Origin of the sequence: Shewanella glacialimarina, from assembly GCF_020511155.1 — a bacterium.
In the GTDB taxonomy this organism is placed as follows: domain Bacteria; phylum Pseudomonadota; class Gammaproteobacteria; order Enterobacterales; family Shewanellaceae; genus Shewanella; species Shewanella glacialimarina.
Genome location: NZ_CP041216.1, coordinates 2,920,980 through 2,945,863, shown reverse-complemented (window position 1 = coordinate 2,945,863; position 24,884 = coordinate 2,920,980). Strand labels below are relative to the sequence as shown.

Genomic DNA, 24,884 nt, shown 5'->3' with positions numbered 1-24,884 from the left:
ATATCTGTCTTATTATATTCTTCGCACGATAATATACCGAGCAAAGTCTGCAATTAACTGACTATTGTATGGCAATTTAGTCAGTTCTGATAGAGCATCATCAACAAGTTGCTGTGATGTCTGCTTGGCACCTTCTAAACCGAGTAATTTAGGAAAGGTACTTTTATTTGATTGCTCGTCACTGCCTTGTGGTTTACCTAACTCTTCGGTGCTAGCAACGATATCTAATATATCGTCTTGCACTTGAAAGGCTAAACCTATTTTACCAGCGTAAACCATTAAGGCTTGATGTTCATTATCGGGGGCATTGGCTGCAATCAACGCCATTTCTACTGCGCAGCAGATTAATGCACCCGTTTTTTTGTTATGAAGCTCGGTTAATCTCGCCATTTCAATACGCTGATTTGTAGCGCTAAGATCAATTGCCTGACCACCACACATACCCATATAACCAGAGGCTTTTGCCAATGACTTCACGATGGCTAATTGCTGTGAGGGAGTTAAACCCTCAATAGGCTCACTGATAATATCGAATGCAAGCGTTTGTAATGCATCACCTGCTAATATTGCGCAGGCTTCATCAAAAGCAATATGAACAGTAGGTTGGCCACGGCGAAGACTATCATTATCCATTGCTGGTAAGTCATCATGGATAAGCGAATATGCATGAATACATTCAATGGCAGCGGCTAAATTATCTAATACCTTTAGCGGGACATTTAACATTTGTCCTATACTGTAAACCAAAAAAGGTCTGATACGCTTACCACCTAATAACGCACCATGGGTCATGGCCGCTTTTAATTTTGGTGCAGCGTTATCAAGGTCAGTTAATTTTTGGCTTAATACTTGATCAACTCTTTGTTGATAAGTCTTTATTGCATCAGTTAGCACTGTAATACCTCAACATGCTGTCAAAGCTGTTTATTGTTCAATTTCTAATGGGGTTAAGGTGTCTTTGTCATCTAATAAAATGGATACTTTCTGTTGTGCCTGTTCAAGTTTTGCCTGGCTTTGGCGTACGAGGTTGATGCCTCGTTCAAACTGCTTTAATGCATCATCAAGGGAGACTTCACCTTGCTCTAAACTGGCTACAATAGTTTCAAGTTCATTTAAAGATTGCTCAAAACTGAGATTTTCAGGTTTTTTTGCCACGTTGATATTTCCTCTTGTTCAGCGTGTGACAAGGTATATCAGCCGAGCTTTTGGGTCAAATACAGACGCTTGATATTTGCTCAATAGCACGCTTTGTTACTGAAATTTGTTTAGAAAGTTGAAATTCGAGCTAAACTAGAAATGATTTTGACCGATAACATAGTAAGATGATGTTTAAGTTTAACGATTTTAGCATTAGCATATTCAAGCAGACTTTACTGCATTTGAGGAGACGTTGTGGATTTAGCAACCCTGATAGGAATTATTGGTGCTTTTGCATTTATCATTGGCGCTATGGTGACCAGTGGTGGTATCGGCCTATTTATCGACGTACCGTCAATTTTGATTGTTGTTGCCGGCTCTTTATTTGTGGTGATGATGAAGTTTAACCTAAAGCAATTTTTAGGTGCGATTAAGATTGGCTTAAAAGCCTTTATGTTTAAAATTGATAAACCAGAAGACCTCATTGAGCAATCCGTTAATATGGCCGATGCTGCCCGTAAAGGGGGCTTTTTAGCGTTAGAAGAAGCGCAAATTAGCAACACTTTTATGCAAAAAGCAGTCGATATGTTAGTTGATGGTCATGATGGCGAGGTCGTACGTAATGCATTAGAGAAAGATATTGCCTTAACTGAAGATCGCCATAAGTCTGGGGTAAATATTTTTAAAGCCATGGGAGATGTTGCACCTGCGATGGGGATGATTGGTACGCTTGTTGGTTTGGTCGCCATGTTATCAAACATGGATGACCCTAAATCAATTGGCCCATCAATGGCGGTGGCGTTATTAACCACACTTTATGGTGCAGTAATCGCCAACATGATAGCCATCCCAATGGCGGATAAATTATCACTGCGAATGAATGAAGAGCTATTGAATCGTAATTTGATTATGGATGCGGTATTGGCGATTCAAGACGGTCAAAACCCGCGTGTAATTGAAGGTTTTTTGAAAAACTATATTTCTGAAAAACAACGTAAAATAGATACAACGGACGGGGAGTAACCCATGGCTAAGGCCAAGTGTGAATGTCCACCTGCCGGCGCGCCCATGTGGTTAGCAACCTTTGCTGATCTCATGTCGTTGCTGATGTGCTTTTTCGTATTATTATTAGCGTTCTCTGAAATGGACGTAATGAAGTTCAAGCAAATTGCAGGTTCAATGAAGTATGCCTTTGGTGTACAGAATAAAGTTGAAGTCAAAGACATCCCCAAAGGCACATCGGTTATTGCACTGGAGTTTCGACCTGGTCGACCCGATCCCACTCCGATTGAAATTATTAATCAGCAAACTAATGAAATGACTCAACCAACCATTGAGTATCAAGCAGGTGAAGAAGACAGTGCTGGCGGGGTGCAAAAACAGAATGGCGCTCAACGCGGCGGTAATGCTAGCGCAACTGCACAAAAAGAAGCTGAAGCGGTTAAAAAAGATGCTGCATCTTCACAAGATAATATCAATGAGCAACTTAAAAAAATGGCTGAACAATTGAATGAACAAATTGTTGATGGTGCCATTGAATTAGAATCGTTAGGTCAGCAAATTATTATTCGAATTCGAGAAAAGGGATCATTTTCTTCCGGTTCAGGCTTTCTACAGCCCCAGTTTAGGCCTATTGTGCGATCCATTGGTGAGTTACTCAAAGATGTACCTGGCATTATTACAGTGTCAGGACATACAGATGGCGCTCATATCAGCAATGAACTTTATAGTTCAAACTGGGATTTATCCAGTCAGCGAGCTGTTGCGGTAGCCCATGAATTGATGAAAGTGCCTGGCTTTGATGAAACACGGATGAAAGTGATGGGAGAGGCGTCCAATAATCCACTGGTGCCGAATGACAGTAACACTAATCGAGCTCGAAATCGTCGAGTCGAAATAGCCATAGAGCAGGGCAAACCTAAAGAATCTGATGAAATTAAAGTGATTTAGGATCCGCAGATAACTCAAAACCCTTAATAAACGCAAATGACTGAATTTAAAGCGCAATCAAATGATTGTGCTTTTTTTGGATCATACTCAGCGTTATGTATATATATCGTGACGCTTGCTCAAGCGGATAATGTTATTACAAGCGACTAAAAATTTGATATAATCCTCATAATTACTGCTTTTTTTACGTACGGTAATTAATTTATTCGACTCAGTGTAAGCTGGGTCGATATTTTTTTGCCGTGAAAAATAAGTATTTATTTTCTTAATTAAAACCATTAACTATGACGTTGGCTAAATACATTGTCGTGTTTAGCCAGTAATTAATGTTGCCGGAACCGCTATGAAGTTTATTGTAAAGTTATACCCTGAAATCATGATGAAGAGTAAATCGGTAAGATTACGGTTTACTAAAATGCTAGAAACGAATATTCGAAATGTACTTAAAAAAGTCGACGAAGAGGCTAATGTGCTACGTTTATTTGACCGGCTCATCGTCAAGGTACCTGAAGATAAACCAGAATTGCAGGACATATTTGGGCAACGCTTAGCGTGTATTCCTGGTATTGCGCATGTAGTGCAAGTTAGCGAGTATCCGTTTGATACTATTGATAGCATTTACCAGTTAGCCTTACCCCGGTATCGTGATGAAATTGCCGGTAAAACATTTTGTGTACGGGTAAAACGTACTGGAAACCATGATTTTAATTCGATCGAGGTTGAGCGTTATGTTGGCGGTGGCTTAAATCAACATGCTGATGCCTTGGGCGTAAAACTGAATAATCCAGATGTTACTGTTAATCTTGAAATTGATGGAAATAAAGTTTATTTGGTTGAGCGTCGTATCGAAGGTTTAGGTGGTTTTCCAATGGCAACCCAAGAGGATGTGTTATCACTTATCTCCGGTGGGTTTGACTCTGGTGTATCAAGTTTTCAATTTATTAAAAAGGGTTCGCGTACCCATTATTGCTTCTTCAACTTGGGCGGCGCACAGCATGAGATAGGCGTTAAACAAGTTGCCTATCATTTATGGAAAACCTACGGCGAGTCACATAAGGTACGTTTTATTACCGTGCCGTTTGAGCCAGTTGTAGAACAAATTTTAGAAAGAATAGACAGTGGGCAAATGGGCGTTATTTTAAAGCGTGTGATGATGCGAGTAGCTGCGCGTATTGCCGAAAAATTTAAAATTCAGGGTTTGGTGACAGGTGAAAGTTTAGGTCAAGTGTCTAGCCAAACCTTGACCAATTTGAATGTTATAGACCGCTGTACTGACATGTTAATTATGCGTCCACTGATAGCCATGGACAAACAGGATATCATCAATCAAAGTCGCTTAATTGGCACAGAGGATTTTGCTAAGACAATGCCTGAATACTGCGGTGTTATCTCTCAAAAACCGACGGTAAAAGCAGTGTTATCTAAAATTGAAGCTGAAGAATTAAAGTTTGATGAAGATCTTATCGAACGTATCGTTTATTCAGCTAAAGTGATGGATATTAGAGATATTGAAACCGAAATGAATCAACAAATCACTGAAACAGAAACGGTAACTGATATTGCATCTGGCGAAATAGTGATTGATGTGCGCGCTCCAGAAGAAGAAGAGCGTAAGCCATTATCTATCGAAGGCGTAGAGATTACAGCAATTCCATTCTTTAAGTTGGCAACAAAATTTGCTGAGTTAGATAAGAGCAAAACCTACCTATTATATTGTGACCGCGGTGTGATGAGTAAGTTACAAGCCTTGTATTTAATTGAGCAAGGCTATCAGAATGTAAAAGTTTATCGTCCATAAAACGTTAAACTGTTTGTAATAAAGGCTTGTATCTTCAACGGTGCAAGCCTTTTTTATAGCAATTTTTTATAGTAATTGTTTATCGCAACGGTTTATAGCAACGGTTTATAGCAATTAAGTGATAATCTTCGATATGGAAAAATCTAATCAATACCGTTTCGTGAATGCGAATTAATCCCCTACTGTTCAGCTGAAATACACCTCGAAAATACTCCCCTGCTAACGTTATTTCAATATACTAGTCTAATCAAAAACCTGTTCTTTACAAACCGTTAAAAATAGAGATAATCATTAGAAAAACTAATTAAAATAATAAGAGATTAATCATCATGGCTAGACGATTACCGCCCTTGAATGCAGTTAAAGCATTTGAAGCGGCAGCAAGAAACCTCAGTTTTACTAGGGCTGCAGAGGAGTTGTTTGTTACTCAGGCTGCGGTGAGCCATCAGATTAAAGCATTAGAAGATTTTCTAGGGTTAAAACTTTTTAGACGTAAAAATAGATCATTACTGTTAACCGAAGAAGGTCAGAGCTACTTTCTTGACATCAAGGATATTTTCATTCAGTTGGGGGAGGCGACCGACCGCTTGCTTGCCCGCAGCGCTGTGGGCTCGTTAACGGTAAGTATGTCACCGAGTTTTGCGATTCAATGGTTGGTGCCGCGGTTAGCCAAATTTAGTGAAAAGAATCCTGATATTGATGTGCGTATTAAAGCGGTAGACAGTGATACTGGGTCGTTAACAGATGATGTTGATGTGGCAATTTATTATGGTCAAGGTAATTGGGCAGGGCTTAGAGCGGATAAACTGCGCAATGAAGTATTGATCCCCGTTTGTTCACCATTGTTATTAAATGGACCTAAGCCACTAAGTACCCCAAGTGATTTGAAATATCATACCCTATTACATGACTCAAGCCGCCACGACTGGCAGGCCTGGTTTAGACAATGCGGGGTAAGTGATATCAATGTCAATCAAGGCCCCATTTTTAGTCATTCATCCTTAGTGTTACAAGCCGCTGCCCACGGGCAGGGGGTTGCATTGGGCTACAGCGTGTTAGCTAGGCCAGATATTAAAGCGGGTCGTCTGGTATGCCCGTTTTCAGAAGTATTAGTCAGTAAAGATGCATACTATTTAGTGTGTCAGCAGAACCATTCTGAATTAGGCAAAGTCAGTGCATTTCGTGAATGGATGGTGGATATGTTTGCTGAGGAGTCACGCAGTGAATTACTCACAGGATAGGATATCTGTCAGTCCTTTAAATACTGATAGCCCAGCAAGCTTGTTAGCAACCGATTACTTGCTTGAAGGCGATAATCAAAGTGACACCTTAATTGTGCTTGCCCATGGTGCAGGCGCTAATATGCACCATGCTTTTATGCAGCAATTGGCTGAGCTCTTGGTATTACAAGGTTTTGCAGTATATCGATTTAATTTCTTATACATGCAGGCCAATATGCTTGATAGCAAGAAGCGCCCACCGGATCGCGCCCCTAAGCTACTGTCGCATCTTGAAACTGTGTTAACCGATATTCATCACAAACAGCAGCAGGGAACCATTACCGCTAAACGAATCGTGTTTATCGGTAAGTCGATGGGCTCAAGAGTGATGGCGACATTAACATCAAATCTGCATTCGTGTGATGCTGTTGAGGCACAAACTATATTAGGCCAGGTTGTTGGTCAAATATGTCTAGGTTATCCCTTTGTTCCTATTAAAGGCGGCGAGCCAAGGTTGCCACCCCTGAATGATTCGAACATGCCAACTTTAGTGCTACAGGGTGAGCGTGATAAATTTGGTTTGCCTGAACAAATAGCGGTATGGACGTTCAGGGACGGCATTGAGTTTGTCACTATTCCAGATGGCGATCATAGTTTTACACCAAGAAAGTCGTCAGGCATCACGTTTGACGCTAATCTAGAGCTTACTGTGACAGAAATCGTTAAATTCTCTCAGTCTGTCACTTAATTCATTTTAGGATGATAAATCCGCTAACTCAATTCAAGGTGCGTTATGAACCATCGTTTGTTATTTATTGCTGCTATTAGTGGTTTTATTGCTGTTGCTTTAGGGGCTTTTGGCGCCCATGGATTAAAAAATATTGCCTCAGCGGAAATGGTTAGTATTTTCAAATTAGCGGTTGAGTATCAGTTTTATCACACCTTTGCACTAGTGAGTTTAGCTTTTGCGGCCCAATGGTTGTCAACTAAGTGGCTTAATTGGTCTGCGGGCTTCTTTATCGTAGGCATACTCTTGTTTTCTGGTTCACTGTATTTATATGCTTTAACCCAGGCTAAATGGATTGGTACTATCACTCCTATGGGAGGGCTTTGTTTACTCATAGCTTGGGCGTTATTTGCGATTGCTGCATGGCGTAGACCCATTAGTATTGATCAAATCTAAATCTGCTATAGCGTCATATTCTTGCTATAATCCGACAAAATTTGGCTCCAAGATCGACTATTGCTAAGGCTTTACATGAAAAACCTATTCTTATTTTGCCGCGCTGGATATGAAAAAGAGTGCGCAGCAGAAATTCAACAACGTGCGGCAGAGCTCAACATTGGCGGCTTCGTTAAAACCAATAACAATGACGCTTATGTTATTTATCAATGTTTTGAAGACAATGGTGCCGATAAATTAGCCGAGCAACTAGCATTACGCTCGTTAATTTTTACGCGGCAGATGTTTGCTGCGGGTGAGTTATTAATTGACTTGCCAGAGCAAGACAGAATGAGTCCGATTGTTGCAGCCTTAGGTGATATATCTCGTTGTGGTGAATTACGGGTAGAAACACCTGACACTAACGAAGCAAAAGAGTTGTCGGCATTTTGCCGTAAGTTTACTGTACCATTACGCCAGGGGTTGAAAAAAGCTGGTATTTTATTGGCCAAAGAAAGCCAAAGCCGTCCTATTGTACATGTGTGTTTTATTGGTCCGGGCAAAGCGTATGTTGGCTATTCACTGAGTAATAATAGTTCACCACATTTCATGGGCATTCCGCGCTTGAAAATGGTTGCTGACGCACCGAGTCGCTCGAGTTTAAAGCTAGATGAGGCTTTTAGTGCTTTTTTGACCAGAGAAGAGCAGGATTTGCGCTGTCGCAGCGGTTTAAATGCTGTTGATTTGGGTGCTTGCCCTGGTGGTTGGACTTATCAATTAGTCCGCCGAGGGATGATGGTGGCGGCTGTTGATAATGGTCCAATGAATGAAAAGTTAATGGAAACAGGCCAAGTTAAGCATTATCGTGCCGATGGTTTTCGCTTTGAACCCCCAAGAAAAAACATTTATTGGCTAGTGTGTGACATGGTTGAAAAACCTTCCCGTGTGGCAGAGTTGATGGAAGCATGGGCCATTAATGCGTGGTTTAAAGAAGCTATTTTTAATTTAAAATTGCCAATGAAGAGTCGTTACAAAGAAGTGCGGGTTATTTTAGACACTATGGCTGAGATTTTAAAAGAAAATAACATCGAATACCGTATGCAATGCAAACACCTTTACCATGACCGTGACGAAGTGACGGTACACTTATGGTTATTCCCAGAAAAAGGCGTTAATTATGCCATATTGGGTGAAAGATAAGTTATTAATTACATGTTAAAAGTGTACAAAATAAAAAGCCCTAATCAATATTAGGGCTTTGTTATTTAGTCATATTTATCAGGGTTAATTTTGTAAGTTTCAGCTGTAAAAATTAACCTAATCGTTCTAATACCGCTTGGGTGAAGTCAGTTGTACCATAAGTGCCACCTAAGTCACGGGTAGTACGGTCGCCTTCTTCAATCACTGCCGCCACAGCATTACGGATCATAACCGCTTTATCTGACATACCTAAATATTCAAGCATTTGAATTGAGGCTAAAATAACGGATGTTGGATTGGCTAAGTTTTTACCCGCAATATCTGGTGCACTGCCATGTACCGCTTCAAAGATAGCGGCGTCGCGACCTATATTGGCACCCGGTGCCATGCCTAAACCACCGACAAGGCCAGCACATAAATCAGATAAGATATCGCCGAATAAGTTGGTTGTGACTATTACATCAAAGTTTTCTGGGTTCATTACCAGCTTCATGCAAGTGGCATCAACAATCATTTCTTCAGTAATCAAATCAGGATAACGTAAGCTGACTTCTCGAGCCACTTTCAAAAACAAACCTGAGGTTGATTTCATGATATTGGCTTTATGCACAATAGTGACTTTTTTACGATTTTCCTTACGGGCTAATTCATAGGCAAATGTCACAATTTGCTCAGCACCTTTACGGGTAATAATACTGGTTGCTTCAGCCGTTTCACCGTCGTCTGATACTTTTTGGCCAAAACCAGAGTACATGCCTTCGGTATTTTCTCGCACCGTAATAATATCAATATTTTCATAACGGGCCTGAGTGCCCTTGAATGAGTTTACTGGGCGGACATTTGCATACAAGCTGAACTTTCTACGCAAACTAACATTAATTGAAGTGAAACCTTCACCAACAGGAGTGGTTAACGGGCCCTTTAAAGTAATGCGGTTTTTTTCAATTAAGTCTAAGGTACGTTGCGGTATTAGCTCACCGTGTTTTTCTAACGCAGCTAAACCAGCATCGGCAAATTCATATTCAAAATTACAACCAGCCTTATCAAGAATTTTTAATGCAGAATCGATAATGCTTGGGCCAATTCCATCACCTGGAATTACGGTTATTGTACGTTTTGACATGAGAAGTCCTTACACCTGAGATGTGACTGCAATGAATACAGCGCATTAATATTGACCGCCTAAGCAAGGTGATTTAAATATGGCTTACACTAAGCGGTGGCACTAAGATCGAAACGCAATGTTTCGGTGAGCTATTTTAACGATTTAACATCTTTATTTACACAAAACTGAGAGTGAAATGACATTTTAAAGGTCATTTAAAGTCATTTTGGATTAAAATAATTCAATAAATGACAGATTCAACTAAATCTTAACAAATCGATAAGTCAGCCTGCCTTTTTCAGCAAGAGTTAACGATATTAAAGCAGGATATATTGTTCATTTATTGCGGTTATTTACTAGACGACCATAGTCGCATAATGAAAATAGCCATACTTATTTGGCTGCTAGTGGAGACTGTAACTAATTACAAATGAGCACTGACCAGTAAATACTTCGAATTGGGTGTTAGTTGTTATTAATACCCCATAATTATAAAAGAGGAAGATTGTGAAATTATCTTATTTGTCTACTTACCCAGTGTTGGTGGCGCTGTCTTTATCGTTCTCATCGAGCCTGATATCAGCAGAACCATTAACTCTGACCGACATTATGCACTTTAAAACCTTACAGCAACCGGTATTAGCTGATGATGGTAGCATAATGGCAGTTGAGGCTCAGCCTGACAGAGGTGAGAGTGATGTTATTGTTAAATCGACTGATGGTAGCAAAAGTTTTGAAATCACTAATGGAACTCAACCTGAAGTGACACCCAATGGCCAATTTGTTATCGCTACTATTCCAGCAAGTTTGCTAGATAAAGAAACTAAAAACAAAGCCGAATTAACCCAGAATATAGTGCTACTTAACACTAAGACAAACACACAACAGACATTTGAAAATATTAAGTCGGCGCATTTTAATGATAATGGCCAGTATTTGGCTATTTGGTTTAAAGAACAAAAAACTGCACCAGACAGTAAGCCAGCAGAAGATAATACCGAGCAATCAGATTCGAATAAAAAGCCCAAACTTGATGATGCGGATAAAGGCACCTCGTTAACCTTAATCCATTTAACGACTCAAAAAGAAATCCAACTCACTAATGTGACTCAATACGCATTTGATGAGTCAGGAATTCATTTTGTCGCGGCGGTTAATGATCATGATAATAATCAACATCATGTCACTTTAGTTAACTTAAAAGATCAAGCACAGCGTAATATATATAGCGCGATAAATGAGCAAGTGGGCGAGCTGGCTTTAAGCAACGATGGTCGCTTTGTTGGATTTACGGCGGGAAAACTGGCCAGTAAGCGTGATAGTCGTGAATATAAATTGCATCTTATTGATATAAAGTCAGGTAAAAAACGTCAACTTAGTAGTGATGGGTGGACGTTGAATCAACATGCTAGCGTGATGTTTTCTCGTGATAACGAGCGGTTATTTGTTGGTAGAGTACCGCAAGTTATTGCCCCTACAGCGCGGGTAAAATATACCGATGGACAATCATTATTTGATCAAGGTGTGATTACTGACAATAAAAACTTACGCGTTTGGCATGGCGATGACCCTAAAATTAAGCCCCATGAAGTTAAAGAATATCAAGATGAGTTAAAGCGTACTTATTTAGCTGTTTATCATATTGAAGCCGATCATATGGTTCAATTAGCCGATAAAACTGTGCCAACCATAAATTATGGTGAGCAACAGCGTTATTTAGTGGCGACATCAGATGTGCCTTACCAGAAAATGATTACCTGGGCAGGTTTTTATCAAGATGTGTATTTGGTGGATGTGAACACGGGTCGAAAAATTTTAGTGTTGGCACAGCAACCTAGTGACGCTATTCCGACATTATCACCTAATGCTCAATTCCTTCGCTATTATCAGCAGGGAAATGTTTATATTTACGATATTGCTCAAGCGGTAAGTTATAACTTGAGTGGTCAATATGATGTGCCATTTTCCGATGAAGACCATGATTATCCGAGCCAAGCTCCAGGTTATGGTTTTGGTCCATGGTTAGCCGATGGTTCAGGCTTTATTGCCTATGATAAATATGATGCATGGCAGTTCAATACTAAGTCTCATAACGGTTTTATGTTATCTAATGGGGAAGGGCGAAAGCAAGGTATTGAATTTCGCGTTAGAGGGTTAGTTGAAGATAAACAGCCTGCTACGCTTAAGCAAGATCAAATGGTGCTATTACAAGGTTACAGTCATCGCAATAAAGAGGATGAGTTTTACCAAGCAAAAATAGGTACTGCAGGGGTAAAAAAACTCACCAATAGTAATAGTAAATTAACCGTGCTAGCCAGAGCTAAGCAGAGCGAACAGGTATTATTTTCAACCCAGCGTTTTGATTTATATCCAGATATTTATACTGCAACGCTAGACTCCCTAAGCAGTGCTAAAGCGCTTACTCAATTAGACAAGCAGCGCCAAGGGTTTTCTTGGGGTCATGCTGAACTGGTGCAATGGACCGGTGCAGATGGTGAGTCTATTGATGGCGTGTTGATTAAACCAAGTAATTACCAGGAAGGAAAAACCTATCCTGTTATGGTCTATTATTACCGCTTTATGAGTGATCGTTTACACGCCTTTCCTGATATGAAAATTAACCATAGACCTAATTTTGCTTGGTATACCGATAATGGTTATGCGATTTTCTTACCCGATATTCGTTTTGAAATTGGCTATCCAGGTATATCGGCGGTAAAAGCATTAACCTCTGGTGTACAAAAAATAGTTGAAATGGGTGTAGCTGATCCTAAAAAAATCGGCCTGCATGGACATTCATGGAGCGGTTATCAAACAGCTTATGCTGTTACTCAAACTAATATGTTTGCCGCAGCGGTAGCGGGGGCGCCGGTATCGAATATGACTAGTGCCTACAGTGGCATTCGACATGGTAGCGGACTTGCGCGTCAATTTCAGTATGAGGCAGGCCAAAGTCGAATGGCTGAAAGCTTATATAAAGCGCCGCAGAAATACATTGAAAACTCACCGGTATTTTATGTTGAACGCATTCAAACCCCTATGATGATTATGTTTGGTGATATTGACGATGCTGTGCCTTGGGAGCAAGGTATTGAAATGTATTTAGCCATGCGCCGTGCAGGTAAGGATGTGGTATTTCTTCAGTATGAAGGTGAACCACATCATTTGAAAAAGTACCCTAATAAACTGGATTACACCATCAAAATGCGTCAATACTTTGATCATTACTTGCTCGGTAAACCAGCGCCATTATGGCTTGAAAAAGGTGAAGCTTATCAAGAGTATTCTGCAGACTAATAAGATGCTGAGTTGACTAGAGTATGCAGGCACTAGCAGCCTGCATTTTTATTAGAAAACATACATCTCAGTGCATAATGCTAGCACCTCTGATTGGCTGCGATAATGCTATTGAGATCGGCGATAAAAGCGACTTATTGAAAAATGATAATACATTTAAGTGGGAGTATTAGATGATCTGGCCTTATCACCCATTCTGTCTCCAACAGTTATCATCCTGAGTAAGTAATCCTTTATTTGACTTAATTATAAGATTTGAATATCAAGGATACAAAAAAATTAGTCAATCTCATAAATAGAATAGTGCTAAAGAGTTAGCTTTGCGGGAAAAATATCGATTATTTAACTGATTGCGGCTCACGGCTCAATATTGATGAGCCGCAGCATAAATGCAGGATTAAACTAGTGAGCCTGAATACTGTTATCAGCAAAAATAGTGCTAGCTAAATATTGTTGGAGTGTTTCGGTTCCCCAAGCTATTAAGATATTATTTTTAAACAACAGCGGTGTGCATTCATCGCGGGTGGTAATGCCATCTGATAGCACATGGTGGGTGCGATAAAATAACAGTTGATATTGACCATCTATAGCCGTTTTAGCCTCAACAAAATCCGCGCTGCCAAATATCTTTATAATGTCTTCCCGTGGTTGTCCAAAGCTGAGTTCACTCATTTTCTGGTTATTATAAGCTTGCCTGTCATCCCACTCCCTATCTTCTGGCTGTGGTTCGTAAACAAACATCACAACAGCGACAAAAAAGAGGTATGCGATAAAAACCCCACCGATAACGTAAGTAGCTTTAGCTTTCATTTCTAGGCCCGAATATATTTTAGTGTTGAGTTACAATACTATTTAACTTAATGGATTTAGATGTTTTTGTAACGGCTAATTTTGTAACTTATGGTGTCGATATCCCAGCTTGATATCTAAATTGTTTTAAGTTGATATTGAGTGGTATGTCACATTGCAGCTGGGCTAATTTGTAACTAATACGTGCTATTTCTTTTCCATCTGCAAGTTTTTGTGCCTGTTTGGGGCCAAGATTTTCCAGTGAACGATAGATATTAGCTAAAGTGCGAAATTTATTCAGTAAGTCCGCCGCTGATTTAGGACCGATACCTGCAATGCCGGGGATTTTATTGCCGCTGTCGCCTGCAAGGGCAATAAAGTCCAAAAATTGACTGTGTACTACATCAAGTTTGCGTTCATGTTCAATTAAATCAAATGCTTTTTGATTAAAGTGATCCCACAGTGTCAGTTTATTTTGGGGTAATTGGCTAAAACCTTTATCAGTAGAAGCAATAATTGCTTCGCCATGGTTTTCGGTAATTTTAAGGGCTAACGTAGCGATGACATCATCAGCTTCTGATGTAGCATCTAACGAATGGATGTGCTCTGCAGCTAGTGCCGATTTAATTTCCTTTAACCCTTTATGTAAGGCTTCAGGCATCGGCTTTCGACCTTTTTTGTAATCAGCATAAAGCTTTTTACGCCAAGACTCTTGTTCGCCGTCCCAGACGGCAATGACATGGGAAGGTTGGTGGTGTTGTAACATTTTATGACAAGCTGCCAAAGAGCGTGTCTTAACACTGTCAATATCAGTCTCGTCTGGTAACACCGCATGTATACGGCGAACCAGGTTAAGACCATCAATAATGAGTAAATTATTCATATTATTATTTTATGTGATGATTTTATAGCAAGGCTCATAAGCGCTGCCAGGAAGTTTCATTCGCTGTTGTTCCACAAATGCAGTAAGTAGTTTGTCCATCATTTTCATTAATTTAGGGTCGCCTTTAATATGGAATTTGCCGTGCTCCTTAATGCGCTTGATGGTTTCTCCTTTCACATTACCTGCCACAATACCAGAAAAGGCCTTACGTAAATTAGCGGCAAGCTCAGCTTTATTATTTTGAAAGTATAGATTTAAATTTGCCATAACTTCATGGCTGGGATCAAAGGGTAATTGAAATTCTGGTTCAATTTTTAAAGACCACTGATACTGATAAGCATCGCCTTTTGTTTTGCGATAGGTTTTCACTTCCGCCATACCTTGTTTCATTATTTGAGCAACCTTAACAGGGTCATCAATAATAATTTGATACTTATTCTGGGCTTCTTCGCCAAGGGTAGCACCAATAAATTTATCAATTTCTTCAAAATATTGTGCACTTTCCTTAGGGCCAGTAAGCACTAATGGAAAAGGAGTGTCAGCGTTTTCTATATTCAATAAAATACCTAAAAAGTACAGTAGCTCTTCAGCAGTGCCCGCACCACCTGGGAATATAATAATCCCATGACCAATGCGTACAAAGGCCTCAAGGCGTTTTTCTATGTCGGGCAAAATGACCAGTTCATTGACGATTTGATTAGGAGGCTCTGCGGCAATAATACTGGGTTCGGTTAAACCAATATAACGAGCATTTTTAACCCTTTGTTTTGCATGACCAATTGCCGCGCCTTTCATCGGACCTTCCATTGCACCAGGGCCACAGCCTGTACAAATATCAAGTTGCCTAAGCCCTAACTGGTATCCTACGTCGCGAGTATATTGATATTCGACGGCATTAATACTGTGCCCGCCCCAACATACGACAACATTGGGGTCCTTCATTGGCGAGATCGCGCGCGCATTTCTCAATATATCGAAAACAACATTGGTAATGTGACTCGCATTGGTTAAGTTGATGTGTTTGAGGTTATCGTATTTATTGGTGATGTAAATGATGTCACGCAGTACAGCAAATAAGTGTTCTTGAATACCGGTAATTATTTCGCCGTCGACAAAAGCTTGCTCGGGAGGGTTGATCAATTCAAGCTTAATACCACGTTCACGTTGAAGTACATTGATATTAAAGGTGTCGAATCTATCGAAAAGCGCTTCAGCGTCATCACTGACAAGGCCTGAAGATAACACCGCTAATGAGCAGCTGCGGTACAATTGATAAAGGTCGCTTTTGGCGCCTTGTTTTAGTCGATCAACTTCCAACTGTGAAAGTTGATCCAAACTGCCTCGAGGGCTAATCCGTATAATCATAAGCAACTCCTTTAGACCTAAGTGTAAAGACACTTAAGCTGCGGTGCTGCTTATATGTCTATTACGACTCTGTCTCTGCCATTATTTTTCGCTTTATAGAGTGCCGTATCTGCTCTTTCAAAAGCTTCTTCGATGGTTTCATTGTCCATCACTTGCGCAGCACCGATAGATAATGTAACTGTAATTCTCTGATTTTTAAATTTAAATGGAATATTTTTTACTTTTTCTCTTACGCGGTTAAGTAATGCTGAAATATGCTCTTCGGTAACGTCAGGCAGTAACAGCACAAACTCTTCACCACCGTACCTTGCCACAAATTCACTGTCGCGTAATGAGTTTTTAAGAGCCATAGCAATTACTTGCAGTGTTTTATCACCCGTACTGTGGCCAAAGTTATCATTTACCGATTTAAAATGGTCAATATCAGTTACCGCAATCCACAAAGGTGTCTTAAATCGAACATGATTTCGATATTCTTGATCCATTCTGTCCTCAAGGGCGGTTCTATTGGCCAGTTGAGTCAGTGGATCAAGAAGATTAAGTTTCTGGTGTTCAAATAGCTTTTCTTTATAACAATTTGCTTCTTGGGTAATACTATTGAGCTCTTTACGCATGGCTTCAATAGACTTACGTAATATTGTTTGTTCACGTTGCTCAAGCGCTTCTTTACGAGATAACACATCACGAAGGGATGATAACTGCACTGTTAGCTGCGTCTTTAAATCACTTAAGTCATCGACTTCAGTGATAATACCGTCGGCATTATTAACCCTTAAATTAATCTCTTTATTTAACTGCTGCTTAAGTTGATGGCTTCGCTCATTGTTGTTTTGCGAATTATTGACGACATCACGAACAACGGTTAAAGCATCATTTAATGCGTATAGAAAGTCCTGGGAAGCTGATTTTTCTCTGGCAATATTATCTAATAATAAGCTTAGGATAGTTTGATACGATTCAAGTAGAGTATTTAAGCTAATATCGCCCAATAATACTTCTTTCATTACCAGGATTTGGTCGCGTTGATCTTTACGAAACTCTATTTCAGATATCTTTACTGCCAGTTCACGCGCAAGTTGAATGTGCTGCGGTAATATGTCGTAATTGTCTGCACCGGTAAATTGTTGCTGTAAAATTTCTTCGTAAAAGCCTATAAGCTTTTCAACTTTGGGGATGTATTCCCATACGGTGTGAAAAGGTTTAGCGAGATCTTGCTTGAAATAATTGATTTCTTTTTTGACTTTATCGGGTGCTGAATTGACTCGTTGAATCTGCCTTATCACTCTAGCTAGACCTAATCTGCTTTCTTCAAGCTGAGTCATAGTATGGTGATATTGACCTTTCAAAATTCTTTCAATATCAACTAATTCAGGTAGCGCCTCGTCAATTTGCTCGTAATCATGTAATTGATGACGTAATTTGGCTAATTTATTATCAAGTTCCAGATTCTGTCCTTTACAGGCCAAACTTAAATGGCTAATAAACTGGATCAAGGTCTTAAGCTTATCATTACGATCTTTATTAATATCCTCTAAAGCTGTTCGGGCAGCATGAAGTTTTTGTTTCATTAGCGCTATTTGTGATACCGCTATCTCAGAATCTTTCATAAAATGCCTTGTTGCTTCCGCTAAATTCAACTAATAAAAAAGATAATGACTATATATCGTCAATTACACCGATAACTAAACACAGATAACTAAAATTTAGATTAATTGGGTAATATCTAACATAACGACTCTCGACTATATCTATAGTGTAGCAATGTTATAACAAAGCGTTGTAGACGGGTATCTAAAATCAGCACAAAAGATGATGATTCCTGATGTTCGCTGATTAATTGTGCAATATTTAACGTGGCCAAGACTCTTCAGCAATTATCTGATTACTGTCGACTTTAATTATCCCTCTTTTCAATGCTTGCGTGAGGTTAAGATAGAGTGGCGCACTAAAAATAGTGGCTGGAGCAAAGTTAAGGGTCTTGATTGATACATAGGTATTGTCGGTTTGAGTCATTGCTGCTGCAATAGCATATTGCGCGGTCTCAAAATGCAATTCTGCAGATATTGATATATCCGGGTTGGCAAGTAATGGCATATTAATATGACCGATATAAATACGGGATAATTTTTTTTCTCTGTTAAAGCTGGGTATTACGGGGTTAAAAAGTGTGGTTTTAGCGACATAACCTTCAATAGTTGACAATAAATCATGCGCGTTAATAGCATGATTAAAGTAACAAGCAAATTGCCCCGGCTTGATAACGTAGATATCTGCGGTTAGTAACTGGCTTAATTCATTAATAAACGACTGAATAATTTTAGCTGATTCAGTTAAACCCATTTGGGTATCGCTATGAGTCAGTGCTTCTATTTTAAGTAAAGCAAAAGTGGATGTCTCAGATAGTTTGTCATTTTGCAAACGTAGAATGCAGGCTCTAAATCCATTTAGCTGGCTTATGGGTTCCAATAGGTATTGTTGTTTATAATCTCGTTGCGCCCGAATGATTTTCTGAGAACGGCTTATGGTCACTAACAATACAATGACAATGATAATAGCGCTGCAGAGTAATAAAATAGTCATCAACTTATTGTCATTAAGCGCTGTTTTTTGTTCGTTGACTTTTGTTTGCAATAGGCTTAAATCGAATTTTAATTTTTGCTCAGTGAGCCCCGAACTCTCAGAATCATCCTGTTCTACTGCGTTTATTCCGTCGGATAATTCAATAATTTGATCAACAATCTCTATGGCGGCATTTAAGTCGCCAACTTTTCGGTAGGACATTGATAGATATTTTAATGCTTCTAACTTTTGATCTGTTAAGTTTTTTTCTGTCGCTAGGATGAGTGACTTTTTAGCATGTTCAATGGCTTCTAGCCACATTGCTTGTTTAATCAGAATTTCTGTGTACAAGGCTTCATTATAAACTAAGTAATGAGTAACATTTTTAGCGATGAAGATGCTATTAGCTTTGGCTATCGCAGCCAATGCTGCTGGCCCATTATTAAGGTTTAAATAGGCCTCAGCAATGTTGTGGCTGTTTAAACCTTGACCTATTTCATTACCAAGACGTTCGTTAACTTGTTGTGCATTAAGATAATAGTCAATTGCTTTGTTCCATTCTTTCTTACCTGCGTAAATCATCGCAATAACGGTCAAGGCTTCTGCCGTATATGAACCTTGGTCAAAAGTCTGGAAACTTGTTGTTGCATCATGGGCGTGTTTGAGCGCTTCATCCCACTGCTCTAAATCGCGATAAGTACGTGCTAAATTGAGTTGAGCGTGTGCTTTAATCCCTGGGTAGTTGATGCGGTTACCCACACGAAAAGCTTCAGTATAATATTGCAATGACTTTGCTGGTTCATTTCTTCTATTGTAATAACGTCCAAGCTCTAATTCTGCTAATGCGATGAAATAATCATTACGTAATTGATATGCTATTTCACGATAACGGTTTAAGTGAGTAAGGTTAGGTGATGGCTGTAAAGCCATTCTATATAAGCCACTTAAGTGCTCATGAATTGAAAATCTGAATAAGGTGGCTTGCAATGATAAGTCTGAGCTTATCTTATTCAATGCATCGTTATACTGGCTTATCGCATAAGTGTAATCTTGGTTTTTTCGCGCGTTTAACCTCCCGTCTAACATAGTAATTACCGCTTTATCTAACGGTGTGGTTGCTACTATCCTTAATTGCTTTATGAGAGTAATAGCATCGTCACTTTTAGTGTCTGAGTTCACATTTGACTCTAGGTTAAGCCTAGCCAGCAATATTAATTGTTGGATCAAATCATCGGGTGACATACCAAGCTTTTTGGCAATCAGATCAAATTCACTCTTGTTGCTAAATTCTAATGGGAACTGAGTACTAGATTTGAGTTCAAGGTACAGTTCTTGTGGTGTTTCGCGAAAAGTAATTTCCTGTAGCTCAAGATCTTTAGCATTAGATGATGCAGACAAAATAATGAAAACCAGTGAACACCAAGTGATAATATGCCGCATAAAACCTAGACCTTCCTTGATAAGCCGGCAACAGCCGGAAACTCACAATGAGTAATAATGTGTAAACATATGTTGTTTATTGCTGAGACTCTGGCAATAGGTTGTTATAATTTTTAAGATAATGCAAAACTAAATCAACATAAAAACAATAATAGAATCATACCAGAAGGATGCCACAGTGAAACCTACCTCTTTAGCAATAATGTTAAGTAGTGCTATTTTTGTCGCCAGCTGGGCGACGCCAGCGTTAGCCGATGTTGAATATCAAATAGATTTAACGCAGCCACAGCATCATTTAGCCAAAGTGGCGGTGACTTTTCCACAAATTGATACAAGTTATCTGACTATTAATATGCCAGTGTGGCGTACCGGTCGATATCAAGTATTACCCGTTGCCGATGGGGTGAGATTATTTAAAGCAACAGATAGTGAGGGGAAAGCATTAGATTGGCATCGAACGGCGAGTGGCGAATGGCAGGTAAAGTTACATAATCCTTCAAGTGTAACGGTTCAATATCAAATTTATGCTAATGAACTTGGCGACCGATTACGTCATATTGATCGCAGTCATGCTTATTTAGATGCCAGTGGTATTTTTATGTATAGCCCTGCATTTCGTGACGAAGCGGTAAAAGTTAATTTGTCTGTGCCTAAAGAGTGGCGCAGTTATTCTGGCATGGAAAGCGGTAAAAAAGCCCATTCCTTTGTGGCTGATAACTACGATGTGTTAGTTGACTCTCCAATAGAGACAGGTATTAATCAGCATTTTAGTTTTAAAGCCGATGGACGGGAATATGAGGTTGTGTTTTGGGGCGAGGGTAATTATGACACTCAGCAAATTATTACCGATTTAGAAAAAATCAGTCATCAGGCGAGTGTTATTTGGGATGATTATCCGTTTGAACGGTACGTTTATATGGTACACGCCACCAGTGGAGTAAGCGGGGCAACTGAGCATTTAAACTCAACTGTTATTCAATTACCGCGTTTTAGTTTTCGAGAACGTAGCGATTACTTACGTTTTATCAGTACCGCTTCACATGAGTTTATTCATAGCTGGAACGTTAAAGCTTATCGTCCTCAGGGATTAGTGCCTTACGATTATCAGTCTGAAAATATGACTGAACTGTTGTGGATTGCAGAAGGTTCAACCAGTTATTTTCAACATCAATTGTTATTGCGTGCTGGTATTATTACCGCCGAAGAATTTTTTGATGACCTCAGTAAACGCATTGTCAATAATCAACATAATCCAGGCCGTGAAATTCAATCGATTGCTGAAGCCAGTCTAGGTCAATGGAGCAGTACTTGGGGGGACTATGCCGTTAATCACAGTGTGAATATATACGCTGAAGGTTACATGACATCATTATCATTAGATTTTGATTTACTTGCACAAACTAAGTTGAAGCATTCATTTCGTGATGTGCATAGAAAGCTTTATCAAGATTTTAAAGTACCGATGGGCTATAACGTCAGCGACATTAAAAATATTCTCAAAGGTTTATCAGGAAAAGATTATCAAGCGTGGTGGAGTAAAAATGTTACCTCACCCGTCACCTTGGACTTTGACGCCATGTTATTACAAGCTGGTCTTCAACTTGGATACGGTAAAGAGGCTAAAACCGAAGTGAATGCAGGTTTAACCCTAACTGGTTTATATGATGATTTAACGATTTTATTTGTGACCCGAGAGGGCCCTGCATGGCAAGCTGGCATTAATGCAGGGGATCAAATTGTTGCGGTAAACGGGCTTAAAGTGAGTGCATCAAGTTGGGATAAACGTTTAGCGGATTTTAACCCTGGCGACATTATTGAGTTGACGATATTTAATAATGATCAACTGGTAAAACGCAGTCTTACTTTAGCCGAACAACCAAAAGGTGAGCTAACAATATCTCCTGTTGAAAAGGTGACTGTCGAACATAAAGCCTTTTTAAAAGCATGGTTAGGTGTTGAATGGCCATTTGATCTTGAAGGTAAATATATAAAAACAGAATGATAAGTTAGTGAGATAAAAAAATGCCCCTTCAAGAATTGATGGGGCATCTTTATTGGCCTTTACTGTGGTGGTTTAGTGTCAGCAAAAGGAGCATGGTTTGCTATGCCACTTAAAAAGTTCTTTAAATTTTGGCACTTGTCTATATTGATACGATTACGGAATAACCCCCAGTCTAAGTAACAAGCTAAACGCAGCTCCGGGTCAGTATAGGGGGCGCTATCGCTTAAGGTGAGTTGCTCAAACTGTGCAAGACTTGAGTCAATTCTAGCCGCTTGACGTTGGGTATAAGCGACTGAGTTGATATCAACGCCATCTTTCTCTAAAAAGAACAAATTAACTGTGCTGTCTAAAGCGGTATTGACCATACAAAACAGATCGAGTTCAGCTGGAGTGCCTAAGTATGGCTGTCCAGCTTGCTGCCTGATATAAAATAAAATCGCACTTGAATCTGTTAAAAAAGTATCACCATGTTGTAGGAATGGTACACGTTGAGTCGGTGAGAGTAACGCACTACTGACTTGGTCCGTTTCGATAAATTCGAAATCTTGACCAGACTCCATCAATGCAATTCTGCAATGGCGGACAAACGGTGAGGTATAACTTCCATATAGCTTCATTACCACTCCTTTCACTTGTTAAAAAAGTAAGATGTTTATTGATATAGTCACAGCTTAAATACTTTGTTCCATTGGACCAAATGCACCATGTAAAGCTTGAACAAAGGCGATAAGCTCACTGCCCATTAATGCAAAATCTGCATCCAAACGCGCCATAGGATCCTCATTGCCGACTTCGTCGTTGCCGGCTCTAAACTCTTCAGAGAATTTAATTCGTTTCACGCTAGCATCAGACTGCATAACAAATGCGATAGACTGAGCAAAATGTAGCGCGAGTTTGTGCACTTGTTTACCAGTTGCTAAATGGGCCAATACTTCGTCTTCTTGAAGAACCTGCTGTTTAAAACGCACAATGCCACCTTCATCTGATTCAGATTTTAACTCTGCTTCATCTTGCATTTCAAAAGGCTGTGGTGCTTCACCCGCTTGTAACCATTCAGTTAAAGTTTGCTCAATAGGCTTGGCATAACTGAGTGGAATAACTGGTAAACTGCCTAAAGCTTTACGCAATAAAGCTAACATTTCTTCAGCTTTGGTTGCACTTGAGCTATCAACTAAAATCATTTCCAATTCTGGCAAAATAAGCGCTCGGGTTTGACTTCGACGAGTGAAGGCTCTTGGCAGTAATGTGGTTGTGATGTCATCTTTCATGGCATCTTTTTCTTTTTTAGTCACAGTGCGGTTTTCTGCATCTTCAATTAAAGCCACTTTTTCATCAAGTGCTTCTTTAATTACCTGACCAGGTAATATTTTGTCTTCTTTGGTGACGCAAATAAGGTGACGATTTTCAGCGCTATGAACTAAAGCTTGGCCTTTTTTGCCCAGCGCATTTGAAAAACCGAATTTACTGATGTCTTGGCTACCACAAGGTGAAAAGGTGAAATCTGCTAAGGCTTGTTCTAACGCTTCGGTGTCGGTGGAAAACGGTTTATTGAAACGGTATAAGGTGAGATTTTTAAACCACATAAAGAGACACTCATTATTTAATAAATAGTTGGCTAAGCAGTTTACGGCATCTTATTGGTTGGGTAAACAGGCCTTTAAAATCGGCCTATTGATTCATATGACAGAATTCATAAAAATGTCACAAAGCAATTAATTGTATTTTTATTGTTTAAATTCAATTGTTAAGTTGATTTTTATTTGTTAATTATGCTTGTTTGTTAGTTTTTTCTGAATGACTGAAATATTTCTGAAACATTAGCAAGGCAAACTTCGGCTCGTTCCCAAGCTGTAAACACATATGATTAGAAACGTTGAAAGGATGAAATGATGAACTTATTTGCTAAAACTCTACTGGCTTGCGCTGTAACAGCTGCAACAGCATCAACAGCATACGCCGCAGACCCATTACAAGTTTATGGTAAGTTAAATGTATCAGCACAATCTAACGATGTAGCCGGTGAGACAGAAACAACGATTCAAAGCAATGCTTCACGTTTTGGCGTGAAAGGTAATTTTGACTTAGGTAATGACCTTGAAGCTTTCTATACTATTGAGTATGAAGTTGACACGGGTGATGATGTAAAAGAAAACTTTAAAGCGCGTAACCAATTTGTTGGTTTGCAAGGTAATTTCGGTCTTGTGTCTGTGGGTCGTAATGATACCGTTTTAAAAATATCACAAGGTAAAGTTGATCAGTTTAACGACTTAGTTGGTGATGTAAAAAATGTGTTTAAAGGTGAAAACCGTATGGCACAAACCGCGACATATATGACGCCAATGTTTAGTGATTTCCAGTTCGGCTTAACTTATGTAGCTGACGGCGATGCGGAGCAAAGCGAAAACACAGGCGTGAGTATGGCCGCTACTTATGGTGATTCAGGCTTAAAGGCAACGCCATTTTATGCTGCAATAGCTTATGATTCTGAAGTAAAAGGCTATGATACTGCGCGTGCTACAGTACAAGGTAAAGTCGCTGGTTTAGTGTTAGGCGGTATGTATCAGCAACAAGAAAAGCTTAACTCTGGTGTAACAGATAATGGTTATCTATTAAGTGCTGCATATGACATAGATGCAGTGACCTTAAAAGTGCAATACCAAGACATGGATAATAAAGGCGACTCAATGTCAGTGGGTGCAGATTACACATTGGCTAAGCCAACTAAATTATTTGCTTACTATACAACTAATGCAATGTATGACTCTGGTGATGTTGATGACTCATATTTTGGTTTAGGTTTAGAGCATAAGTTTTAAGCTTAATATTTAGATGAAAAAAAGGAGCTGCGGCTCCTTTTTGCTTTGTGGTATAAAGTGTTATTGGTTCAGTTTTGAAATGTAATTAAGCAAAGCATTTTGAAGCTGTTTATCAAGGAATATGGTTAAATATCTTCAAGATCATAATTCTGTAACAAAAC

The 24,884-nt window shown here is 39.4% G+C and carries 20 protein-coding genes; 10 read left to right on the top strand and 10 right to left on the bottom strand.

Annotation, left to right across the window (positions count from 1 at the left end; translation table 11 throughout):
- Window positions 1-12 precede the first annotated feature (12 nt).
- Both ispA and xseB read right to left on the bottom strand, forming a co-directional pair.
- Window positions 13-894, bottom strand: coding sequence for a (2E,6E)-farnesyl diphosphate synthase (gene ispA / locus FJ709_RS12805; protein ID WP_226410420.1), 882 nt, complete (start codon window positions 892-894; stop codon window positions 13-15).
- Window positions 895-924: 30 nt separating this feature from the next.
- On the bottom strand, window positions 925-1,155 hold the full coding sequence (gene xseB / locus FJ709_RS12800; protein WP_226410419.1) for an exodeoxyribonuclease VII small subunit: 231 nt from the start codon (window positions 1,153-1,155) through the stop codon (window positions 925-927).
- A 237-nt stretch (window positions 1,156-1,392) separates the two neighbouring features.
- On the opposite strand from xseB, the gene pomA reads away from it, so the two are divergent.
- The 7 genes from pomA to rlmM all read left to right on the top strand — a co-directional run bounded on the left by pomA (window position 1,393) and on the right by rlmM (window position 8,467).
- On the top strand, window positions 1,393-2,160 hold the full coding sequence (gene pomA / locus FJ709_RS12795) for a flagellar motor protein PomA (RefSeq protein ID WP_226410418.1): 768 nt from the start codon (window positions 1,393-1,395) through the stop codon (window positions 2,158-2,160).
- 3 nt (window positions 2,161-2,163) lie between these two features.
- Entirely contained in the window at window positions 2,164-3,087 is a 924-nt protein-coding gene (locus FJ709_RS12790) for a flagellar motor protein MotB (RefSeq protein WP_226410417.1), read from the top strand.
- Between the two features lie 343 nt (window positions 3,088-3,430).
- The gene (gene thiI, locus FJ709_RS12785) at window positions 3,431-4,885 is read left to right on the top strand and encodes a tRNA uracil 4-sulfurtransferase ThiI (protein WP_226410416.1); all 1,455 of its coding nucleotides are present in this window, start codon (window positions 3,431-3,433) and stop codon (window positions 4,883-4,885) included.
- A 329-nt stretch (window positions 4,886-5,214) separates the two neighbouring features.
- Window positions 5,215-6,126 (top strand): transcriptional regulator GcvA, encoded by a 912-nt coding sequence (locus FJ709_RS12780; protein WP_226410415.1) that lies wholly within the window; start codon window positions 5,215-5,217, stop codon window positions 6,124-6,126.
- A gap of 1 nt (window position 6,127) precedes the next feature.
- A complete protein-coding gene (locus tag FJ709_RS12775) occupies window positions 6,128-6,853 on the top strand; it encodes an alpha/beta family hydrolase (RefSeq protein WP_404830056.1) in 726 nt (241 codons plus the stop codon).
- Window positions 6,854-6,898: 45 nt separating this feature from the next.
- Window positions 6,899-7,288 (top strand): DUF423 domain-containing protein, encoded by a 390-nt coding sequence (locus tag FJ709_RS12770; RefSeq protein ID WP_226410414.1) that lies wholly within the window; start codon window positions 6,899-6,901, stop codon window positions 7,286-7,288.
- 75 nt (window positions 7,289-7,363) lie between these two features.
- The gene (rlmM, locus tag FJ709_RS12765; RefSeq protein ID WP_226410413.1) at window positions 7,364-8,467 is read left to right on the top strand and encodes a 23S rRNA (cytidine(2498)-2'-O)-methyltransferase RlmM; all 1,104 of its coding nucleotides are present in this window, start codon (window positions 7,364-7,366) and stop codon (window positions 8,465-8,467) included.
- A gap of 112 nt (window positions 8,468-8,579) precedes the next feature.
- Here rlmM and FJ709_RS12760 read toward each other — a convergent pair whose 3' ends face one another.
- The gene (locus FJ709_RS12760; RefSeq protein ID WP_226410412.1) at window positions 8,580-9,590 is read right to left on the bottom strand and encodes an isocitrate dehydrogenase; all 1,011 of its coding nucleotides are present in this window, start codon (window positions 9,588-9,590) and stop codon (window positions 8,580-8,582) included.
- A gap of 489 nt (window positions 9,591-10,079) precedes the next feature.
- Here FJ709_RS12760 and FJ709_RS12755 point away from each other — a divergent pair, with 489 nt between their 5' ends.
- Complete coding sequence (locus FJ709_RS12755) at window positions 10,080-12,869, top strand: alpha/beta hydrolase family protein (protein ID WP_226410411.1); 2,790 nt, start codon at window positions 10,080-10,082, stop codon at window positions 12,867-12,869.
- 402 nt (window positions 12,870-13,271) lie between these two features.
- On the opposite strand, the gene FJ709_RS12750 is transcribed toward FJ709_RS12755, so the two are convergent.
- The 5 genes from FJ709_RS12750 to FJ709_RS12730 all read right to left on the bottom strand — a co-directional run bounded on the left by FJ709_RS12750 (window position 13,272) and on the right by FJ709_RS12730 (window position 19,905).
- Window positions 13,272-13,679, bottom strand: a complete 408-nt coding sequence (locus FJ709_RS12750) for a DUF3192 domain-containing protein (protein ID WP_226410410.1) — start codon at window positions 13,677-13,679, stop codon at window positions 13,272-13,274.
- Window positions 13,680-13,767: 88 nt separating this feature from the next.
- A complete protein-coding gene (gene xni / locus FJ709_RS12745) occupies window positions 13,768-14,541 on the bottom strand; it encodes a flap endonuclease Xni (protein ID WP_226410409.1) in 774 nt (257 codons plus the stop codon).
- A gap of 9 nt (window positions 14,542-14,550) precedes the next feature.
- Window positions 14,551-15,906: a nucleotide 5'-monophosphate nucleosidase PpnN gene (gene ppnN, locus FJ709_RS12740; protein WP_226410408.1), complete on the bottom strand. Its 1,356-nt coding sequence runs from the start codon at window positions 15,904-15,906 to the stop codon at window positions 14,551-14,553.
- 50 nt (window positions 15,907-15,956) lie between these two features.
- Window positions 15,957-17,513 (bottom strand): GGDEF domain-containing protein, encoded by a 1,557-nt coding sequence (locus FJ709_RS12735; protein ID WP_226410407.1) that lies wholly within the window; start codon window positions 17,511-17,513, stop codon window positions 15,957-15,959.
- Between the two features lie 241 nt (window positions 17,514-17,754).
- Entirely contained in the window at window positions 17,755-19,905 is a 2,151-nt protein-coding gene (locus FJ709_RS12730) for a tetratricopeptide repeat protein (protein ID WP_226410406.1), read from the bottom strand.
- Between the two features lie 178 nt (window positions 19,906-20,083).
- Between FJ709_RS12730 and FJ709_RS12725 the strand changes: the two genes are divergently transcribed.
- On the top strand, window positions 20,084-21,907 hold the full coding sequence (locus FJ709_RS12725) for a M61 family metallopeptidase (RefSeq protein ID WP_226410405.1): 1,824 nt from the start codon (window positions 20,084-20,086) through the stop codon (window positions 21,905-21,907).
- Between the two features lie 59 nt (window positions 21,908-21,966).
- Here the strand turns inward: FJ709_RS12725 and FJ709_RS12720 are convergent, their stop codons facing one another.
- Together FJ709_RS12720 and rdgC are read right to left on the bottom strand one after the other, a co-directional pair.
- Window positions 21,967-22,524 carry a glutathione S-transferase family protein gene (locus tag FJ709_RS12720; protein ID WP_226410404.1) on the bottom strand — a complete coding sequence of 186 codons (558 nt, stop codon included), beginning with the start codon at window positions 22,522-22,524 and terminating at the stop codon, window positions 21,967-21,969.
- A 54-nt stretch (window positions 22,525-22,578) separates the two neighbouring features.
- A complete protein-coding gene (rdgC, locus tag FJ709_RS12715) occupies window positions 22,579-23,490 on the bottom strand; it encodes a recombination-associated protein RdgC (protein WP_226410403.1) in 912 nt (303 codons plus the stop codon).
- 303 nt (window positions 23,491-23,793) lie between these two features.
- Here rdgC and FJ709_RS12710 point away from each other — a divergent pair, with 303 nt between their 5' ends.
- Entirely contained in the window at window positions 23,794-24,723 is a 930-nt protein-coding gene (locus tag FJ709_RS12710; RefSeq protein WP_226410402.1) for a porin, read from the top strand.
- Window positions 24,724-24,884 lie beyond the last annotated feature (161 nt).

What these genes read in the sequence shown, in the direction of transcription:
- FJ709_RS12790 (WP_226410417.1), top strand. Translation starts at nt 2,164, where the DNA reads ATGGCTAAGGCCAAGTGTGAATGTCCACCTGCCGGCGCGCCCATGTGG.
- thiI (WP_226410416.1), top strand. Translation starts at nt 3,431, where the DNA reads ATGAAGTTTATTGTAAAGTTATACCCTGAAATCATGATGAAGAGTAAA.
- FJ709_RS12780 (WP_226410415.1), top strand. Translation starts at nt 5,215, where the DNA reads ATGGCTAGACGATTACCGCCCTTGAATGCAGTTAAAGCATTTGAAGCG.
- FJ709_RS12770 (WP_226410414.1), top strand. Translation starts at nt 6,899, where the DNA reads ATGAACCATCGTTTGTTATTTATTGCTGCTATTAGTGGTTTTATTGCT.
- rlmM (WP_226410413.1), top strand. Translation starts at nt 7,364, where the DNA reads ATGAAAAACCTATTCTTATTTTGCCGCGCTGGATATGAAAAAGAGTGC.
- FJ709_RS12760 (WP_226410412.1), bottom strand. Translation starts at nt 9,590, where the DNA reads ATGTCAAAACGTACAATAACCGTAATTCCAGGTGATGGAATTGGCCCA.
- FJ709_RS12750 (WP_226410410.1), bottom strand. Translation starts at nt 13,679, where the DNA reads ATGAAAGCTAAAGCTACTTACGTTATCGGTGGGGTTTTTATCGCATAC.
- xni (WP_226410409.1), bottom strand. Translation starts at nt 14,541, where the DNA reads ATGAATAATTTACTCATTATTGATGGTCTTAACCTGGTTCGCCGTATA.
- ppnN (WP_226410408.1), bottom strand. Translation starts at nt 15,906, where the DNA reads ATGATTATACGGATTAGCCCTCGAGGCAGTTTGGATCAACTTTCACAG.
- FJ709_RS12735 (WP_226410407.1), bottom strand. Translation starts at nt 17,513, where the DNA reads ATGAAAGATTCTGAGATAGCGGTATCACAAATAGCGCTAATGAAACAA.
- FJ709_RS12730 (WP_226410406.1), bottom strand. Translation starts at nt 19,905, where the DNA reads ATGCGGCATATTATCACTTGGTGTTCACTGGTTTTCATTATTTTGTCT.
- FJ709_RS12720 (WP_226410404.1), bottom strand. Translation starts at nt 22,524, where the DNA reads ATGAAGCTATATGGAAGTTATACCTCACCGTTTGTCCGCCATTGCAGA.
- rdgC (WP_226410403.1), bottom strand. Translation starts at nt 23,490, where the DNA reads ATGTGGTTTAAAAATCTCACCTTATACCGTTTCAATAAACCGTTTTCC.
- FJ709_RS12710 (WP_226410402.1), top strand. Translation starts at nt 23,794, where the DNA reads ATGATGAACTTATTTGCTAAAACTCTACTGGCTTGCGCTGTAACAGCT.